Origin of the sequence: Pseudomonas gebzensis (assembly GCF_034427815.1) — a bacterium.
In the GTDB taxonomy this organism is placed as follows: domain Bacteria; phylum Pseudomonadota; class Gammaproteobacteria; order Pseudomonadales; family Pseudomonadaceae; genus Aquipseudomonas.
This window is the reverse complement of sequence record NZ_JAXQNS010000003.1, coordinates 104,667-122,868: the sequence shown is the minus strand read 5'-3', so window position 1 is coordinate 122,868 and position 18,202 is coordinate 104,667. Positions and strand designations below refer to the sequence as shown.

The window sequence follows — 18,202 nt, the reverse complement described above, 5'->3', positions numbered from 1 at the left end:
TTCCATTCAGACTTAGCATGGCTCACCCTCCTGTTGTCATCACTTGAACAACAGAGGTTGTCACCATGCCCGCAAAGCTCTCCGTACTTGCCAGCGTTCCCTTCAGCCTGGCGCTGCTGGCAGGCTCACTGGTACCACTTCAGGCCGCCAGCAATGCCGCACTAGGCCGAGCGCTCGGCCATCCGCTATGGGCTGCGCTGACGTCGCTGATCGTCAGTCTTGTCGTGCTGAGCGCAACCATTCTTGTGCTACGCGTGGCTCAGCCAAACGTCGCAGGCGCATTGCAAAGTGCCTGGTGGCTCTGGATTGGCGGGGTATGCGGCGCGGTCTATGTGGCCATGGCAACGTTCTTGCCAGCCAGGCTCGGCGTGGCCAACTTCATCCTGTTCGTCATGGTGGGCCAAGTCGTTGCAGCGCTGCTGATCGATCATTTCGGCTTGCTGGGCCTAACGGCCAAACCCGTCAATCTGCCCAGAGTGGCAGGCGTACTGATCATCGTGTGCGGGCTGGTGGTGACGCAATGGGGAGCCGGCCGCACGCCCATCAGCGCGCAACCCAACCATAACGCGGCGCCGGCGGAGGCCATCAAGTAGATCGCAGTGGCCGAGTGCAGGCAGCCGCCTTCTTCTTTGAGGTGGATTCAGGTGGCTGCACTGCACCTCAGAATCGCTGCGCGCAGCCACTGCTGTGCCGGGTCCGCCTGATTGCGGGTGTGCCAGGCCTGCAGGTAGGCCAACTCAGCAAGTTCGAGCGGCGCCTCGAAGCTACGCAGTGTCGGATGGCGACCCATGTCTTTCACCGCCCAGCGCGCCACCGTCAGTACCAGATCCGTACCTGCGACAAGTTCAAGCGCCGCGCTCCAATGCGGCAGCGCCAGGGCAATGCGCCGACGCAAACCCATGCGGCTCAGTACACGCTCGATTTCGTCGTGCGCATCAGGGCGCATGGCGAGCATCACATGCGGGCGTTCCAACCAGTCTTTCAGCTCCAGTCGACCGCAGGCCGGTAGCGCATCGACGTCGGCCACGCTGACAAACTGCTCAGCAAACAGCGTCTGTACCACGATTCCGTCAAGCGGTTGCGCAAATACACCCAAGGCCACATCCACCTCGCCATCGGCCAACTGAGCCATCATCGTTTCGCGGCTGGCCTGGCTAACCGCTAGATCGACTCCTGGCGCGTACTCCCGGACATGCCTGATCAGGCCGGGCAGGATACGGTGCGCCGCGTAGTCGGACATCGACAGCCGAAACCGCGCACTGGACTGAGCAGGGTCGAACGCTGAGGTGCCGAGCAGGTCATTGAGGTGCCTGAGTGCCTGCTCCAGCGGCTCCAGCAAGGCTTGTGCCCTGGCCGTCAGGGCCATCTGCCCGCCACGACGAATCAGCAACGGGTCATCGAAATGTGCGCGCAATTGTGCGAGTGCGTGGCTCACCGCCGGCTGACTTTTGTGCAGGCGAATCGCGGCGCGGGTGACGTGACGCTCCATCAGTAGTGCGTGGAGGGTAAGTAACAGGTTGAGGTCGATTCGGCGCAGGGCGTGCAACATGGGATTGGGTCTTTGTAGGTTGTGGGGGCCGGGTTCGCGGTCATCCATGCCGTCATCATGAACGGCACGCTGACGACCCAAACCATTAGCAGGCATAGCGTACGCCTGACCGCGTGCAGACGGCGACGTAGCATGAGGGGGCCATTGGAAACTCCATCAGGAAGGTCTGTGCCAACGGCAGAGAGCGTGCCGAATGGCTTCATTTGATCGCGGCTGAACACTAGACTGAGGAGGAAATTCATCCTCAGCACAAGGGCAAATGCATGACAGTCTTCAATCACCAGGACGGTGAATATCTTCAGATCGACAGCGCGAGGATTTACTACGAGCAGCAAGGCAACGAAGGTGGCTCTGCACTTGTTTTTCTACATGGGGGTCTTGGTGATATCGAGACCTTCAATCTTCTTACACCACACCTGGGCAAACACTATCGATTGATTGGCGTTGACAGTCGAGGACAAGGGAAGTCAACGCTTGGCACCTCCCCCCTCACTTACAAACGCATCCAGCAGGATGTTGAAGCCGTGGTACACCATCTTGGATTGGTTAACGCCGGCATTATTGGCCACAGCGATGGCGGTATCGCGGCCCTGCGCTTAGCCGCGAAAGGCCACAACTGGATCAACACGCTGGTGACGATTGGCGCACACTGGGACCTATCGGCGGATGACCCGACGCGTAAGATGTATGCCGGCGTCACCGCCGCACGCTGGCGCGAACTCTTTCCTGAACAGGTCAATCGCTACCTTGCGCTGAACCCGGAGCCAGATTTCGACAGGCTGATGACTGCCGTGCAAGCACTCTGGCTGGACGAAAGCGAGGATGCCTATCCGGGCGAAACGGTGAGCGCTATCAGTACCGATACTCTGATCGTTCGGGGTGATGACGACCGGCTCGTATCACGCGCTAACGCCATGGAGCTTGCTGAGCGAGTCACTGGGGCAAAACTATTGAACATCCCGTTTGCCGACCACTGCGTGCAGGAAAGCCAACCTAAGTGGCTGCTCTGTGTGCTGGATGAGTTCCTGAAGCGTTAATAGCTAGCGGGAATTCGCACTTGCAGGCTTGCGTCATAACTTGAGTATCGCCAAAAACTGAAAAGCCCCGGTTCTCAGGGCCAGGGCTTTGCTGGGTCGTGCTGTTTCAAGCTGGACACGCTGCTCTGAAAATCAGGGGTTTATCCGCGCGGAAAGCTTTTCATGCAGCCTCGCGCAGTTGTTCCAGCGCACAGTCGATCCATCCTACACCAGTGTTGAACGGCAGGTGCGCCGCGAAACAAAGCGCCAGGCCCGCGACGAAGCGCCCGACGCCCTGCTCCAGCAGATCCGCGTCCATGCCCACACCAGCCCCAGTCGCGGCGCCGTGGCCATGGTGCTCGCCATCAGCCCGCAGCGCCCGACCCAGCGGGTCGATGAACACCGTATCGATTCCTCCCGATGGCGCAGGAACGAATGACGTGGCTGCCGTACACATGTCGTCAAGCGTTTCATTGACCAGTGGCAGTTGGATTCACATGCAACCGCAAGTGCAGCCAAGCGGTCAACGTCTACATCTGCACGACCGGAGCTCACGCCATGTTGAACCGTCAGACCGTTGGTGGCACTGACCACGAGCTAGCGCAAATGCGCCGACTTAACAAAATCTTGGCTCGGCTGCCGCGCTTTCGCATTCCCCATAGACTTATCCTGCGAAGCATTCAAGGGCTGCTCAAACTGAGCCAGATGCGCAGCGCTAAACTCGTTCGGCATGGGGTACGTGCTGAGCGCAAAATAGTCAGCGTAGAAGACGCGACGGCTTCGGTACGCGTCCTGTACCCCAAGGGTGCGCCCAAGGCCGTAGTGCTCGACATCCACGGTGGCGGCTGGGTGATCGGTAGCCCAAGCATGAATGATGCTCTGAACCTTGGGCTTATCAATGCCTGCGACGCGGCGGTGGTGTCTGTTGACTACCGTCTTGCGCCAGGTGCGTCCCTCGACGCACAGATACAAGACTGCCTCGTAGCTGCACGCTGGTTGCTCGATCCTTGCAACCCCACCTTCCGGGGGCTGCCGGTGATCGTGGTGGGTGAGTCGGCCGGGGGGCACCTTTGCGCCGCGTGCTTACTAGGCCTCAAGGCATGGCCCGAGCTGCTGCGACGCATCCAGGGTGCGGTGCTCTACTACGGTGTGTACGACCTCACCGGTACGCCAAGCGTGCACGCTGCAGGTCCCGATACTTTAGTGTTGGATGGGCCAGGGATGGTGAAGGCGATGCGTCGATTAACCCCGGGGCTGAGCGATGAACAACGTCGGACGCCGCTACTGTCGCCGCTGTACGCGGATCTAAATGGCCTGCCACCCGCATTACTGATAGTGGGGGAACGCGACCCTTTGCTAGACGACACGCTACAGATGGCGACGCGCTGGGGAGAGGTCGCGGCGGTTGATTTATGGGTGGTCCGAGAGGCCCCGCATGGCTTCGTGCATTTTGGGGTAGGTCAGACCGTTATCGAGGGGGTATGGCGGTGGGTGCTTTCTAGGCAAACGAACTGCCGTTGACTTGCCACGCTATTTGCTCGAAGTGAGGATCAGCCATCCATTCACCTGACGGCGCTTTGCTGCGAAGAAGACGAACGGAGCGCTTGGCTCTGCCGGACCTGGCACGTAGCGACGGGAATCATCACCCAGGGTGGTTACCTCGATATCTCGGGGTACTGGCTTCAAGATCAACTTCACTTTTCACTTCCTCGCGCCACGAAACGACGCATGTCTATTATATGGCGCGCTAGGGCGACACCCTACTCAGGAAATTCGGCCCACTCATTCCGCCCCTCTTTGCGCTTGTCGTCGTAGACGAATGCGGGTATTGATTGCAGTTTTCGTAGCTTCTTGTTGGAAATAATGGAAACGTTGCTCAAGACATTTGCATCCGGGGTCATGCCAATACTGGCAATCATATTGTTGGGTCTGGCATACCGACATAACAGGAATAAGTGGCGATCAAAGATCGACGCTGAGCTGCAGACAGCTTTAAGCCGATTGGGCGTTGATTGCTACACGTTGATCGTAGACAAACTCACCTCGCCAAGCCCCAGCAGAACAGCCGACGTCTACCGTATCCTGCATGACGATCGAGACCGCTATTACCTGTTCATCAAAGCCGGTCAGCACCCGGGAGTACTGAAGCTCCTTCCCAAGGAGCAGGCACTCCTGGCAGCTCGAATGAACGGATAGAGCGACTGAGTCAGTCAAAAGGCTTACCTTAAGCTTGTGATGCGTTCAGCCCCGCTTGCACAGGTCTCAGTCAAGGCGCCGGCAGATACAGCGTTTCACCCGCGGCCAGTAGATGATGACGAACATGTGACGGATATCGGCCAGGGCCAATGCGACGTGCACAGTCACGCCAACAGTGTTAGGCGTGAAGAACATACGATCCGACCGGGCGAGAATGGCGTAGCCGCTCAGGGCGATGACCGCATACAGGATCTTGCCGACTACCCCCTCGCGCACCCGCCCGCTCAGTACGCCCAGGATGCTCATAGCGCGATGACGCCGGCGGCGCTTGCGTTGACGTACTCGATGATCATCGGTTGGGCCCTCCGAACTTCGACCTGATGACAGACCAGAGGTCGGCGGCCTTGATGGCGCGGGTACCCAATGTCGTGGGAGGAGCAGTCGCTGTTGTTCGCGGAGTTGCCTGGGCACCTGCAAACAATGGCGCTTTTCAAGGTGAACACGGGCTGCCGGGAGCAGGAAGTCTGCAAACTGAGGTGGGATTGGGAAATTGCGGTGCCGGAACTTGGGACCAGTGTTTTCCTGATCCCCGCTGACTTCGGCGGGAGACACGCCCGGTCGGGCGTAAAGAACGGCGACGAGCGCCTGGTGGTGCTGAACGGCGTGGCCAAGTCGATCATCGAGAGGCAGCGCGGCATCAGCAAAGAATGGGTGTTCCCGTACAACGGCACGGCGATGCACAGGATGAATGACTCGGCCTGGAAGAAGGCTCGGGTGAGAGCGGCGAAACTCTGGCAGGAGGAAAACCTTCGCCCCGCTCACCCTGGATACGCTTCGATTCGCATCCACGACCTCAAGCACACGTTTGGTCGTCGGCTGCGCGCCGCGGGCGTGACGGAAGAGGATCGGAAGTCACTGCTCGGGCACAAGAACGGCAGCATCACCAGTCACTACTCCGGCGCAGAGCTGGGCAAGCTGATTGAGGCTGCAAACATGGTATCAACAACGGACTCGCGCGGGCCGGTGTTGACGATCTTGAAGAGGAAAGTCGGATGATGTCCCGAAAAAGTCCCCACACGCGAAAATGAAAAAGCCACCCGAAGGTGGCTAAGTCATTGAGGTATATGGTCGGGACGGAGTGATTCGAACACTCGACCCCTTGCACCCCATGCGTGGCAAGCAGTGCTATCTGCTTGATAACACGGGTTTTTCCGCCAGTCGCTCGCTGCAACGAAGCTTAACGGCGCATAACCGGTTTCAACGAAGTCACTCGAAAGTCACTGGGCCTTTTCGGCCCGTCTCCGGCGTTCTGCCGAACCGAATCCCCCCTCATTTCCGCTGCACGTGATCCCTGATGCTGTGCTTCACCACACCCCAGACCTCAAAGGCGTCACCTTCGACGAGTAGCCTGGGCTGATACCGTGGGTTCTCCGAATGCAGGCTCGGCACGCCGTCTTCAATGACCAGCCGCTTGCACATGGCACCGCCGTTGATGCAGGCGATCACCACGTCTCCGTGCTTGGGGTCTGGCTCCCTGTCGACTATCAGCAGGTCACCGTCGTAGATGCCCGCGCCCTGCATGCTGTCGCCGGTCACCTTGACCAAGTACGTGGCCGGCGCGCCAATGCGCAGCAGCTCGTCCAGTTGAACCTGTTTCAGGTCTTGGACCTGCTGGTTGAATACGTCCATGGCTTGCTCATACTGTATAAATTAACAGTATGGTATTGCCCGGGATTGATGCCGGCAACTGCCGGCCAGCGGCTCGACCTGACCCCGCCTGCTACCACCTCACACGCCAGACCGGCTACTCGGCTTCGCTCAAGCGCTGCCGCAACGCTTGCCGCTTGGTCGCCGCATCGTTTATTCCCTAATCGCGGCAACATCAGACTCTGCCACGGTTGCTGCCAGCCCTCATGGCGGGCATAGTTGTTGATTTCCAAAGGAGAGCACTCATGTCGCAGAGCGAAATAGACCATCAGGTGTCAGAGGCAGAGTATTGGTTCAAAGTCGAGTTACAGACGCCAGGGGCATTGTCAGACAGACTCAAAATCTCAATATGCCGTGAAATTTTGAAGTGCGGCAGAGACTCAAATCGTTTAGAAATCAAAATTGCGCTGCTGGGCCTGGTTCTAGCTGGGCAGGTGTCCAATCCACTCTCTTTTTCCGCAACGGATATAGAGAATGCACTCTGGCTTGTTCGAAATAATAAGTTCGGCTTTGATCCACAAGCGCCCATCAGTTTGGTGTAAGCAGACAGCCTCAGCGGCATGCGTCGGCGGCTGCGGCCAGTTCCTTCTCGTAGCCAATGCGCTGCCTGCGTTCGGCCAGCAAGGCGCGCACCTTCACCTCGAGGCTGTCGGCTTTTAGTAGGCCGGCGGCCGCCCAAGCCGGTACAGCGACGTCGGGCGCGCGGCACGGCACCTGCACCGGCACCTCGACGCGCACAGTGCGAATCTCTGGTTCGACATGCGCTGCACAGCCGGTCAGCAGCAGAAAACCTGCGAGCACCCCCACCCCGTGCACGGATCGCCTTGCAATGCTCATAGGCCAAGCTCCTCGTTAATGATCGAGGTCGCGGCCGCGCATTGGTCGCCACCGGTGCGCTCCTGCTGCAGCCGGTTGGCGGCCTGGTAGTCGGGCTGGGCGCTGGCACGAGCATCAGCTACCGCCTTTTCGGCAGCGGCCTGGCGCTGCTGGGCGGCCAGCTGCAGGTCGCCCAGCGCCTTGCCCTGTTCGCCGGCCAGCGTCTTCAGATTGTCGCGAGCCAGCTTACACTGCCCGGCCTGCCGCTCTTGCTCGGCGGCTTCGGCACGGGCCTTGCCGACCTGCCCGCTCTGCCACCAGATGACCCCGGCAGCGGCCAGGGCCAGCACCAGCCACAAGGGGATAGCCTTGAGTACCGCCAGTGCGCCGCTCACGCCGTCATCTCGCCGCGGCAGGCCGAGAACATCGCAAGCAGCTGATCCTGCGGCTTGGCCTCGGCCGCCCGCTCCGCTTCAAAGATACCGAGTAGCGCCGCCAGCTTGTGCTCGCGCTGCCCGTAGCCGGCACCAGGCAGGCTGGCCCAGATCGGCGCCGCTTTGGCGATCGCGTCGGCGATGCGCCCAGCCTTGATCAGCGGCAGCGCGCCGCACTCCGTCAGCAACTTGATCGCGGCCAGGTCCTGAGCTTCGGGGATAAAGCGCCCCTTGAAACCGTAGTTCTTGACGATGGCGGCCCAGGTCCCGGCGAGGAACTGGTACCGGCCGGCTGCGGTGCTGTGGATGCCGTAACGCGGCAGCCAAACCTTCACGCTGGGGTGCCGGCTGTAGTCAGTGAACAACGCCCCGCCCACCTGCACGTTGTAGCCGTCGTCGCTGGCCTTGATAGTTGAGGTGCCTTCGGACCAGGCCAGCATGTCCAGGAAAGCGAGCACGTTGATGCCGCCGGCGTCGGCGGCAGAGATTCGAGCCATATGTGTTCTCCAGAAATGGAAAAGCCCGCACGGAGCGGGCTTGGATTGGATGCGAGGGATCAGGCGGCCGGCGCTTCAGGCTCCGGCGCAGGGGCTGCAGGCTCTTTCGCCGTGATCGAGACCTTTGCGCTGTAGTCCTTGAGGACCTGGGCCACACAAACCTGGGCAGTCGGGAACTGATTCAAGATCTCGCGAGCTCGGGCGTCCGCCTCTTCCTGGGTGGCATGGCGGGTTTTGTTGGCTGCGTCGTAGTCGTTGGCCAGGTTGATTGCTACGTATGGCATGTATTTCTCCAAAAAAAACCGCTCGAAGGCGGCAGGGATGGTGGGTCGTTTCATGTAATCAGCATGGTATGCGGCAAAAGTCGCATCAGCTCATCTGAGGCATAGAAAGATGGTAGATGGATACTGTCTAGCGTTATCAAAACGCCAGCTCAGCGTGTTTGTATTCTTGTCGATCGAGACTAGAGGTGTGAAAAAAGAAGCCGTGTTCCCAGAAGAGTCAGGGTTTACTGTTACAAAGAAAAATGGATCACCTGAGGCCATTTCCTGAACGACCACGCTGCCCGAAGCAGATCCCGTCTGATAAGAGTTTAGAATCCTCCCAATTCTGGAGGTCATGGACAGCTGAAGATTTCCCGCTGCGTCGTAAACCTCAAAACCGTGCATTCAATACCCTTTCACGTCAGCCACAACTAAATTTTGCCCCTGATAGTTATATGAGGAGCTCCCGACCTGCGTCCAACTGGGTTCTTCGGAGACCGCATAGACACGGCTACCTAGGTAGCGTATGCCGTCACTCTGGCACTGGTATTTAGGGCCGGACAACGTGGTGACGATGGTCCACCTGCTGCCGCCTGTACCGCCTCCGGTGCCCTCCCTAGTCGACGTCATAACAGTCCCGAAGAAGCACGGTGCCATAACGGCATATTCTCGGGATGACGTTAGGGAGTATTTCCCCGAACCTTCCGCAGGCATGGAGCCAGCTATCCGCGCAAACTTTGAAAGCCCATCGAATACCAACGCGCCGAATTCATTGAACAGCTGAATACCAGACCTAGACGCTGTAGGAGCCTGCGGTTTAAATAGGTACATCTTGATGGGAATGCCTGTGATCCCAGTCGCTACGGCGGTAATACGCTTACCGTTGCGCCAGCCAGCCGACCAAATACTGAACTCTGACTCGCACTTGATGAAAACCAAGCTCGTCACATCGTCAGTCTCGAAAACGAAGCCATTGAACGTAAAGTTTCCGACACTTGTAAAGCTTGAGACTTGTGACTGAACATCGACCAGTTCGTAGTTGAACCAGGTGGCATTGACGACAACATTGAAATCATCACCAATGACCTCAAAGCCGGTTGGCACTATTCACCTCCAAATTCAAATTTTACTAGTCAGAGTTAATGCATCATTACCAAACACCCATTCTCACGCGCAGGACTCCATCTACGACGACTTGAGTCCCATTGACGTCCATCACGGTGTAGGTATTGGCGCGGGTTGGATGACGAATGATGAGTTGGGCTGTTCGCGTGATCATTTGCATGACCGGAAGGCCCTGTGCAGTCACCCACGAAGAGTTGATGTCAGCAGACACCAAGGCGTTCTGGACTGAAAGCTTGGACACAAACAATTCATTGATGAACACCTGTCCGCCTTGGATTGAAAACGGATTCACGAAGCCGTTACCGCTTGGGTTCAGAATCGCAAACTTGTCCGCCATCACGGCGAAGGTCGATTGCAGCACCCCCCCGCTATTCTCAGCACCGAGGCCGAAGCCGGCCGCTACGTATTGCCCGCCTGCCGTGACCTGGAGCCTCACTGAATACGAGGCGTTGACCTTCCCATCCAAGTTGCTCTGGGCCGTGCTGATCTGCTGCACAGCGGCATTGGTACTACCCAAGCTGCTCTGCACGCCATCAACGCGTTTGCTCAGCGCACTGTCGGCATCGGCTCGCGCCGTGACCTCGCTCTGGACTGCCGCCGCCGCGTCATTTGCTTTCGCCTGGGCGGTGGTAATGCGCGTGCTCAGCGCCGAGTCGGCATCAGACCTGGCTTTCGTCTCGGTCTGCACGGCTGCGTTGGTGTTGCCTACCGAGGTGTACAGCCCGTCCGTGCGCTTGGCCTCCGACTCGATCTTGGCCCCTTGCTGCGTGACCTTCGTGTCCAGCGCCGCCACTGCGAGCGCCTGGCCAGCGGCCTGCCGCGTCGAAGTGCCTGGCGTGAAGGCCGACGGCGCCGTAGCCTCGCCGATCCTCTCCTCGAACATGAAGCCATCGAACCAGGTGATGCCTGCATTGCCCGCCGACTGCGTGAACAGCACGATGCACGCAGGTCCGGCCAGCGCCGCGGGTGCCGTGAACGTCAGGCTCAGTCGCGCCATATCGGTGGCCACGTTGACGTTCGCTGTCGCAATCTCCGTCTCGCCCCCTGCGGTGCTCTGGTACCGCAGGCGTACCGCCACGATGTGCGCAGTGCTGCCTTTGGCCCAGAAGGAGACGATGTACTGCCGCCCGGCCACCAGCCGAAGGTTGAAGTCCGAGGGGCTGGCCGCCAGCCACATCCAGCCGGACCCTGAGCTGGAATCGACTTTCAGCAAGCTACCGGAATAAGCCGTGCTGTCCGCCTGGGCAGTGATACCGAGGCCGCCTTGGGCACGGAATGCCGGTAGCGTGTCGGTAAACGTCGAATACTCAGCCGGGATCAGGTTGCTGCCAGTGCCACCGACCGCTCCGATCTGACTGCTCAAGCGGTTGACGCTGTTGCTGGCCGCCGTCAGGCCGGTCTCGGTCGCAGTAACCCGGCCCGACAGTGTGTTCATCGCCGCCGTGCTGGCCTTGGTCGCCAGCCCACTGGACGTGCTGTTGACGGTGTTCTCCAGCGCGGTGGTACGGCTGCTGGCGCTGTCGATCTTTCCGGCCTGCTGGCTCACCACTGAGCTCAGCGAATCCACTGCACTAGAGGTGGCACTCTGGTCAGCAATCACCACCTGCCCGTTGTCGCGCCAGCCCGTCATCACCGAGCTCTGCTCGAACTGGGCTCGATCCACTTCCATGAAGGCGGTGCTGATCGAGCTGGTGCCGTAGCAGGTCACGAAGAAGTTGCACTCCACGGCACCGTCCGGCACCACAGCGCTCAACGAGATGCGTGCAAAATTGCCAGACGCGACGGTGAAGCTCGCCGTTGGCCCAGGAATGCCCGACCCTGAGCTGTTCAGGAACTGAATTTCAGGTCGAGCGTTGAGCCCTGCCGTGCCGCGCATGTAGGCCGACAACGTGACTGGCATCCCAGGCTTCAACGCAATGCGCCGATTGCCAGGGTTACCGATGCGCGCCCAGACGCTGGCGCTCATACCGGTCATGTCGATGCGCTGGGTCGACTCCTTCGGATTCAGCGCAGAAGCAACCACAGACGGCGACACCGAGGCGCCCGAGCCGCTGGCAATCGCCCAGCCGTCAGCCAAACCATTCGCGCCCGGCTTCTCGAAGGACGGGTTGTAGATCAGGTTCTCGCCGCCCACATCGCCGAGGCTGTTGCGCAGCTCTGTGATTTGACCCGATGCGCTGGTGATCGCGCCTTCGGTAACGGCCACCTTGGCGTCCAGCGCGGCCGTGGCAGCGGCGTTTGCCAGACTTTGATCGAAGCTGTTACCGGTCACAAACGCCGACGGCTCGGTCATGTTGTTCACCGCGACTTCGATCATGAAACGGTCGTAGTACACGACCCGGCCGGCGATGGCATCCCGGTTCGGCTGGATGGCGATCTGGAACTGTTCGCCGCTGTAATCCGCCGAGGTCAGATCCATTACCACCGAGTAACGCTTCCATTCCTTGCTCAGCGTCACGATGGTTGCAGGCCCGGTCTTGAAGCTGGCGCCGTCTGCCAGCAGGACCCGGGCATAAGCAGACACCTGCTGCCCCTCGACCTCGGCGCGCGCCCAATACGAGAGGATGTACTTCTGACGCTTGAAGGACATGTTGCAGCCTTCGCGCGTCAGGCTGGTGGCCAGGCCGAAAGCATTGGACGACGCTTGGGTCGAGGTCACCTTGAGGGCGTAGCCCCGCAGTGCTAGCGGGTCGGCAATCGTTGCCAAGTTCACGGGCTGGTTGCTGTACATGTTGTCAGGCAGCTTCGCGCCAAACACGCTGTACTCGGCAGGCAGCAGGTTGACGCCGCTGGCGCCGAGATTGCCCACGCTTGCGGTCAGGGCAGTGATGCTCTGGCCCTGGGCCGTCAAACTCTGTCCCTGCTGATCGACGGTGCTCTTCAAGCTGGAGAGCGCCGAAGCATCGGCCTTCTTGGCGACCTCACTCAAGGCGGTCGCTGCGGACGCGGCCGCATCGGTAGCCACCTTATCTGTAACGGCCACCCAGGCTGAGCCGGTCCAGCGCTTAGGCGTGTTGGCGTTGCCGGTGGTGTCGATCCAGAGGTTCTGCGGCAGGCGGTCAGCGGCGGCAGGTGCTGCATTCTGGACAATGACCTTGCCCTTGCCGCCAGCCAAGTCGTTCGCATCCTGCGCAGCCTTCTGGGCCTTGTCGACATTGCCGATGGTGGTCATTAGGCTGCTGTCCAGCTTGCTCGCCAGCTCGCTGGTGGACTTGATACCCTCTGCGTTTTTCGACACCTGCCCGGACAGCAGCGTGACCGCCGACGCGGTGGCCTGGACCTGGTCGAGGCTGTTGCCCGGCACATAGGTCGACGGTTCGGTTGCACCATTCACCACCGGCTCGACCATGATGCGATCAAGCCAGATCGAGCGGTCGCCTACACCAGATCTGTTCTGCTGGATCGCAAGCGTCATCTGCGACCCAGTGAACGCGGCAGCGCTCATGTCGGCGACGTACGAGTACCTGGCCCACTCAGTGGTCAGCGGCTGCTGCGCCGCGCCCGGCGTGTTGTAGGTGCTGCCATCGCTCTGGAACCCTCGCAGGTAGAGTGCGATGACGTGCCCGGCCACGCTGGCCTTGGCATAGTACGAGATGATGTATTTCTGCCGCTTGGCGCCCAGGTTTGCAGCAACATTTGAAGAACCTGGTGCTGCAAAGGCCGTCAGCAGTGCCGACGTGGTGCTCCAGTCGAATTTCAGTGCATAGCCGCGAAATGCCGCTGCGTCGGCCACGGTGGCGTAGGTGAAGCTGGTACCGGAGAAGTTGGGCGCTGTTGCGCCGAACGAGCTGTACTCGGCGGGCAGGAGGTTCACCCCGCTGGCACCGAGGTTTCCCAGGCTGGTATCGATTCGGGTCAGCGATTGGCCCTGGGCCGTCAGGCTCTGCCCCTGCTGGGCAACGGTGTTGCTCAGCGACTGCACGGTCGAAGCGTCGGCTTTCTTGCTCACGCTGTCGGTCAGCGAGGTGAGCGCCTGGCTCTGCGAGGTCAGTTGCTGGTCTTGGGCCTTGTCCTTATCTTCGGTCGCCGTTACCCGGCTGGTGACCTGCTGCAGCGCCTGCGAGCTGGCCTTGCCGTCAATGCTGGTCTGCATACCGTCCAGGCGGGTGGCCTGGGACGACAGCTTTCCCTCAGCGTCAGTGACGCGTGTCGAAATGCTGCTGACCACCGAAGCATCGGCCTTGGTCTGCGCAAGGGCCAGGGCGCCAGCTGCAGCGGTGGCGGCGTCGGTAGCGGCCTTGTCGGTCACCGCCGACCAGGCTGAGCCGGTCCAGCGCTTGGGCGTGTTGGCATTGCCAGTGGTGTCGATCCACAGGTTTTGCGCCAGGCGATCGGCGACGCCCGGGGCCGCTGCCTGGATGATCACCTTGCCCTTCCCGCCCGCCAGAGAGTTCGCCGCATCGGCAGCCGTTTGCGCGGCAGCCACGTTGCCGTTGGTGGTGGTGAGGCTCGTTTGCAGACCGGTGATCTGCGAGGCCTGGGCGGAACTGGATCCCTCCAGAGTTTCCACCTTGGTTTCCACCGTCTGCACCCGTGCAGCGGTGCCCGCGGCGGTGACGACGGCCTGGCCAACATCCGTCCAGTACGTCGCGTTCGGCGGCGGCGTGTTCAGCGGTACCGCCTTGACGGCCTGGTACAGCTTGCCGTCACTGCCAAGGGCGCTCTGGTTGACGCTGTAGGCTTTGTCCTTGCGGTACGGCAGCGAACCGGCCAGCGCCGAAACGTTGGCAATCTGCTGCTGCAGGTCAGTCCTGGCAGCCGTGACGTCGGCACTCACCGCAGTGATCTGCTGCTGCAAATTGGTCTTGGTGGTGCCAAGGGCGTTGTTGACGTCGCTGATCTGCTTGGCCAGCTCGGTCTTGGCGCTGCCGACCCGCTCGTTGACCGAGCCCGGGCCGTTGCCATCGATGAGCGCGATCTTCTCGATTTTGCTGGTGAGCTCCTTGCCCAGCTCGCTCTCGGTGATCTGGCCTTTGATCTGCTCGAGGACCGGCCCGGCGTCAGCACTGGCCTGGCCGGTGACGAGCGTAGTGCCGCTCGGGAACCACGGACCCACGTTGCCGGAGCGGTCCACCAGGCGCGCCCAGAAGAAGAAACGCTGCCCGCCGCGCAGGCCTTGCAGAGTGTGCTTGTCCTGCGGGTACGCCAGATCCGCCAGCTTGGTGGCGTCGGCCAGCACACTGCCGGCGCTGTACCACAGCTCGGTACGCTGGGTGTCTTCCGCACCTGGTGGGAAGGTCCACTTGAGGCCGATGGCGAACAGCAGGCTTTCCGCGCTCAGGCTGGTGACAGCTGGCGGCAGGCCTTTCTTGCCAGTCAGCTGGGTGAGGATCGAGCTTTTCCAGATCGACGAGATGTCGAAGGCACTCACCGCGCGCACGCGTGCCAAGTACGCGCCCGCGTAGATGCCAGTGACGTCCACCGAGGTCGCCCCGGTACGCTGCAGCCTGATCCAGTTGCCGTTATCTTTTCGCCACTCAACCTCATAGGCCGCAGCCCCGGTCACGGCAGCCCAGGCGATGGTCATGGTGTTGACCGTAATGCCTTGGTCGATCATGTAGCTCGAGGTCAGGGTCACGCTCGCCGGCGGCTGTACGGTGGTCACTGGAATGACGCTGATCGGGCGCTCATCAAGCTTGGCACCGGTATCGATCGCGGAGAATTTGCTGGGGTTGAACTCCAGTGCAGATATCTCGTACTGGCCTTCCTGGGTACGCGTGGTTTTCAGCACGCGGAAGAGCTGCACCGCCAGGTCGCTGTAATCGATCGCCCATTGCAGCTGAGGTTGTGGTTGAGCACTGTAGGCCGTGGTCACGGTCACCACACGTCCGCTTACGGACTGCACTGTGCGCGCTTGGGCGGTGCCGTTGGGCAGGTTGACGATCAGGCGGTCGCCGGCCTTGATTGGTGTGTCGCGGTCAAGCGTCACAGTTTTGCCAGAAGATGCCGAGATGCGCCCGCCATTCGGCCGGCCGGCCACTAGCTCGTCTGCCACGGGAATGACGTATCCAGGGAGCGGAATACGCCCTTCCATGCCAGTCTTGAACGTCACCGTGCGGTCTTGGTTGTTACTCAACAGCGCCCACTTGCCGCGGCGCTGCGCCTCGGAAGCCCGTGTGCAGCCAATGGCCGAGATTTCCACCGGGCGATCGCGGTAGCGACGTTGCAGCGTCACGTCGGTGACCGGAATCACGTCGGTGTCGTAGTTGTTCGACGGGTTGTCGTAGCTGACCAATGCACGGCTGTAATGCGTGTTCCGCTCGGCGCCGCCGTAGACGAACTCGCCATCGATTACGTTGGCGCGGGTGAACACGTAGTCGATGTCTTGCGCGCGCGGCATGTCAGCCTGCATGAACAGCGAGCCATGAGCCCAGTACACCATGCCCCGGTAGATGGCCGAGAGATCGCGCAGCAGCACCCAGGCTTCGGAGCGGCCCTGCAGGTTGATGTCGCACAGGAAGCGCGGCTCTTGGCCGCCTATGCCATTTGGCACAAGCTGGTCGCAGTACTGGGCGATGCGGTACATCTCCCACTTGTCGACCATCCAGGGCTTGATGCGCTTGCCCAGGCCGAAGCGGTCTTCCACGCACAGGCCATAGGTCACGAACGCGGGATTGTTGGTCCAGGCCTGTTTGAACGAGCCGTCCCACACGCCCGTGTAGGTGCGCCCGATGGGGTCGTAGTTGCTCGGCACAGGCCAGCGCTTGGCCTTGCACTTGACGGTCACCGCCGGGATGTTCTGGAACTGCTGGGCGTCAAACTCGACATACAGCAGCGCGGTGTTGGGGTAGCGCAGTTTTTCGTCGATGATCTCGGTGTAGCCGGCCACGTTCATGGTGTCGGCGATGGTGCCGACGTTGGCGTTAGGCGTGATGCGGCGCACGCGCATCATCCAGCCCGATGTGGCCTTGGGCAGGTTGATGCGTACCGAGCGTTGGTAGCCGGTGCTGGTCTTTCCGTCCGCAGCGCCACGATGGGCCTCCGCGTAGGCTCCGCCATCGGTAGCGATGTCGATCGCGTATTCGACGCGGTAGCCCTTGGTGTTACCGCTGGCGTCCTGACTTAGCAGGCGCGGCCAGGCCAGGCGGACGCGCACGGCAGACAGTTTGGTGTCGCTTAGGGCGCGAGTGAATGGGTTGTCACTGCGCAGCTCGACGCCTACGGTGGTCTCGTTCTCCACGGCGGGAATGCCTTGGATGTACTCCTGCTCGATCGTGCCGCGGCGCCACTCCCATTTCACGCCCGGGAAATTGGTGTTGCCGCTGGCGTCCATGATCGGTGTGTTGTCGAGGTAGATGTCGCGATCGGTGGGCGTGCCGTCAAACTCACCCTCACCCACTGCCAACAGGATTTTGGCCACGTTGGTGGAGCGCAGACTGTCCGGTGCCTCGACGGGGGTCGCGGGCTTGCTCTCGCCACCCTTGGCGCCAGTGATATCCAGGTGAGTTGCTGCTGCCATGCTTTCCTCCAGGCAATAAAAAACCGCCCGTAGGCGGTTGCGATGTTGCGGTGGCTCTAGGCCTTGTCCTGCGCCTCAATCGAGGCCGAAATGATCGCCCCGCCCCAGCGTCGTTCACCTATGCAGATCGGGACGGGGTTGCCGCTGGCTGTGGTGTTCTTGGCGCTGCCGAAGGCGTAAGACGGAAGGTTCTCGGGGGCCCCGCTCTGGGACAGACCTTTGGCTTGCGGGCTGAGCATTTGGATGACGCCGCCAACCATCAGTGACGCTCCCATCATGATCATTGCAGATCCAAAAGGAGCTGCGGCGCCGAATGTGCCGCCCGTGATGATCAGGCCTGCAACAATCAGAACTGCGCCAACCACGGTTTGCAGCAGGCCTGCGCGTTTGCTGCCTTCTACGACCGGCACGATTCGAACCTCTTTGCATCCGCCCCGCGCAAGCTCATCCTCACCCACATTCTGACCGTTGCGGAAGATGGCGAAGCGCATGCCCATGGACTCCAAGCGCTTAATTTCCTGCTCAAAGCCGGGGATTGTAGCCTTCAGCGCGCGGAAAACTTCATACGCGCTGCCCCCGTCGAGAATCCGGTGATGCAAGCGCCCGAACTTTCGAGCCAGTGAGCAGGACAGCTTAATTTGCGTCATGGGTTCATAGTGAGCTGCAGTCATCGCCATGTTTTCCTCTAGGTAATAAAAAGCCGCCCGGAGGCGGCTCGGTGTTATTTGCTGTCTCAGATGAGCGCTATAGGCAGCCTTGCAAAGCTGTCAGGCGCTTTTTCGCGATCCAGTTTCCCAGCACCACGTAATACTTCGCTTCTGATCCACGCGGAGATGGCTGAATATCTACAAAGTATTCTGATGCTTCTGTGAATACGGTGTAGCCGGTATCGCGGCCCGGTTGAAGGGTAGCGCCCGGTGTCCCGCCAAAAATCGGCTGGTTCTGCCACTCGTACTGGACGCACTTAGCCAACGCCGCGTCGGTTTTGGACGAGATCAAGACTTTGTAGGGTCCAGCTTGGCGTGCTTCGTTCATGGTAGGGGCCATGCACCCCGCCAGCAACGCCAGCCCCAGTCCTGCTATCAGAATTCGCATTTAGTGGCTCCTCTTCGATGGCAGTAATTCATCATCGAGCGATTG

At 60.6% G+C, this 18,202-nt stretch carries 16 protein-coding genes and 1 pseudogene; 5 read left to right on the top strand and 12 right to left on the bottom strand.

The annotated features are described in order from the left end of the window. Positions 1 to 65 precede the first annotated feature (65 nt). A complete protein-coding gene (locus SJI00_RS07570; RefSeq protein ID WP_322461111.1) occupies positions 66 to 593 on the top strand; it encodes a DMT family transporter in 528 nt (175 codons plus the stop codon). Positions 594 to 640: 47 nt separating this feature from the next. Here the strand turns inward: SJI00_RS07570 and SJI00_RS07565 are convergent, their stop codons facing one another. After that, positions 641 to 1,546: a LysR family transcriptional regulator gene (locus tag SJI00_RS07565; protein WP_322461368.1), complete on the bottom strand. Its 906-nt coding sequence runs from the start codon at positions 1,544 to 1,546 to the stop codon at positions 641 to 643. Positions 1,547 to 1,812: 266 nt separating this feature from the next. Here SJI00_RS07565 and SJI00_RS07560 point away from each other — a divergent pair, with 266 nt between their 5' ends. Then, positions 1,813 to 2,586, top strand: coding sequence for an alpha/beta fold hydrolase (locus SJI00_RS07560; protein ID WP_322461110.1), 774 nt, complete (start codon positions 1,813 to 1,815; stop codon positions 2,584 to 2,586). Between the two features lie 160 nt (positions 2,587 to 2,746). Here the strand turns inward: SJI00_RS07560 and SJI00_RS07555 are convergent, their stop codons facing one another. Further along, positions 2,747 to 2,968: a hypothetical protein gene (locus SJI00_RS07555; RefSeq protein WP_322461109.1), complete on the bottom strand. Its 222-nt coding sequence runs from the start codon at positions 2,966 to 2,968 to the stop codon at positions 2,747 to 2,749. 155 nt (positions 2,969 to 3,123) lie between these two features. Here SJI00_RS07555 and SJI00_RS07550 point away from each other — a divergent pair, with 155 nt between their 5' ends. After that, a complete protein-coding gene (locus tag SJI00_RS07550) occupies positions 3,124 to 4,086 on the top strand; it encodes an alpha/beta hydrolase (RefSeq protein WP_322461108.1) in 963 nt (320 codons plus the stop codon). A gap of 741 nt (positions 4,087 to 4,827) precedes the next feature. On the opposite strand, the gene SJI00_RS07545 is transcribed toward SJI00_RS07550, so the two are convergent. Further along, a complete protein-coding gene (locus SJI00_RS07545; protein ID WP_322461107.1) occupies positions 4,828 to 5,067 on the bottom strand; it encodes a hypothetical protein in 240 nt (79 codons plus the stop codon). A 111-nt stretch (positions 5,068 to 5,178) separates the two neighbouring features. Here SJI00_RS07545 and SJI00_RS07540 point away from each other — a divergent pair. Further along, positions 5,179 to 5,817 (top strand): annotated as a pseudogene (locus tag SJI00_RS07540) (tyrosine-type recombinase/integrase); the annotation flags it as partial. Positions 5,818 to 6,090: 273 nt separating this feature from the next. Here the strand turns inward: SJI00_RS07540 and SJI00_RS07535 are convergent. After that, entirely contained in the window at positions 6,091 to 6,450 is a 360-nt protein-coding gene (locus SJI00_RS07535; protein WP_322461106.1) for a LexA family protein, read from the bottom strand. 263 nt (positions 6,451 to 6,713) lie between these two features. Here SJI00_RS07535 and SJI00_RS07530 point away from each other — a divergent pair, with 263 nt between their 5' ends. Next, positions 6,714 to 7,010: a hypothetical protein gene (locus SJI00_RS07530; RefSeq protein WP_322461105.1), complete on the top strand. Its 297-nt coding sequence runs from the start codon at positions 6,714 to 6,716 to the stop codon at positions 7,008 to 7,010. Positions 7,011 to 7,020: 10 nt separating this feature from the next. Here SJI00_RS07530 and SJI00_RS07525 read toward each other — a convergent pair whose 3' ends face one another. The 8 genes from SJI00_RS07525 to SJI00_RS07485 form a co-directional block, all read right to left on the bottom strand. After that, on the bottom strand, positions 7,021 to 7,305 hold the full coding sequence (locus tag SJI00_RS07525) for a hypothetical protein (RefSeq protein WP_322461104.1): 285 nt from the start codon (positions 7,303 to 7,305) through the stop codon (positions 7,021 to 7,023). Then, positions 7,302 to 7,679, bottom strand: a complete 378-nt coding sequence (locus tag SJI00_RS07520; protein ID WP_416221011.1) for a hypothetical protein — start codon at positions 7,677 to 7,679, stop codon at positions 7,302 to 7,304. The genes SJI00_RS07525 and SJI00_RS07520 overlap by 4 nt, the downstream gene beginning before the upstream one ends. Beyond that, complete coding sequence (locus SJI00_RS07515; RefSeq protein WP_322461103.1) at positions 7,676 to 8,215, bottom strand: glycoside hydrolase family 24 protein; 540 nt, start codon at positions 8,213 to 8,215, stop codon at positions 7,676 to 7,678. Before SJI00_RS07515 ends, SJI00_RS07520 begins: the two co-directional genes overlap by 4 nt. Positions 8,216 to 8,274: 59 nt before the next feature. Then, positions 8,275 to 8,499 carry a hypothetical protein gene (locus SJI00_RS07510; protein ID WP_322461102.1) on the bottom strand — a complete coding sequence of 75 codons (225 nt, stop codon included), beginning with the start codon at positions 8,497 to 8,499 and terminating at the stop codon, positions 8,275 to 8,277. A gap of 384 nt (positions 8,500 to 8,883) precedes the next feature. Further along, positions 8,884 to 9,582 carry a hypothetical protein gene (locus tag SJI00_RS07505; RefSeq protein ID WP_322461101.1) on the bottom strand — a complete coding sequence of 233 codons (699 nt, stop codon included), beginning with the start codon at positions 9,580 to 9,582 and terminating at the stop codon, positions 8,884 to 8,886. Between the two features lie 46 nt (positions 9,583 to 9,628). Next, positions 9,629 to 17,062 carry a TipJ family phage tail tip protein gene (gene gpJ, locus SJI00_RS22540; RefSeq protein ID WP_416221010.1) on the bottom strand — a complete coding sequence of 2,478 codons (7,434 nt, stop codon included), beginning with the start codon at positions 17,060 to 17,062 and terminating at the stop codon, positions 9,629 to 9,631. Between the two features lie 56 nt (positions 17,063 to 17,118). Next, complete coding sequence (locus tag SJI00_RS07490; RefSeq protein ID WP_322461365.1) at positions 17,119 to 17,733, bottom strand: tail assembly protein; 615 nt, start codon at positions 17,731 to 17,733, stop codon at positions 17,119 to 17,121. 73 nt (positions 17,734 to 17,806) lie between these two features. Continuing rightward, positions 17,807 to 18,157 carry a hypothetical protein gene (locus SJI00_RS07485; RefSeq protein WP_322461100.1) on the bottom strand — a complete coding sequence of 117 codons (351 nt, stop codon included), beginning with the start codon at positions 18,155 to 18,157 and terminating at the stop codon, positions 17,807 to 17,809. Positions 18,158 to 18,202: the final 45 nt, after the last annotated feature.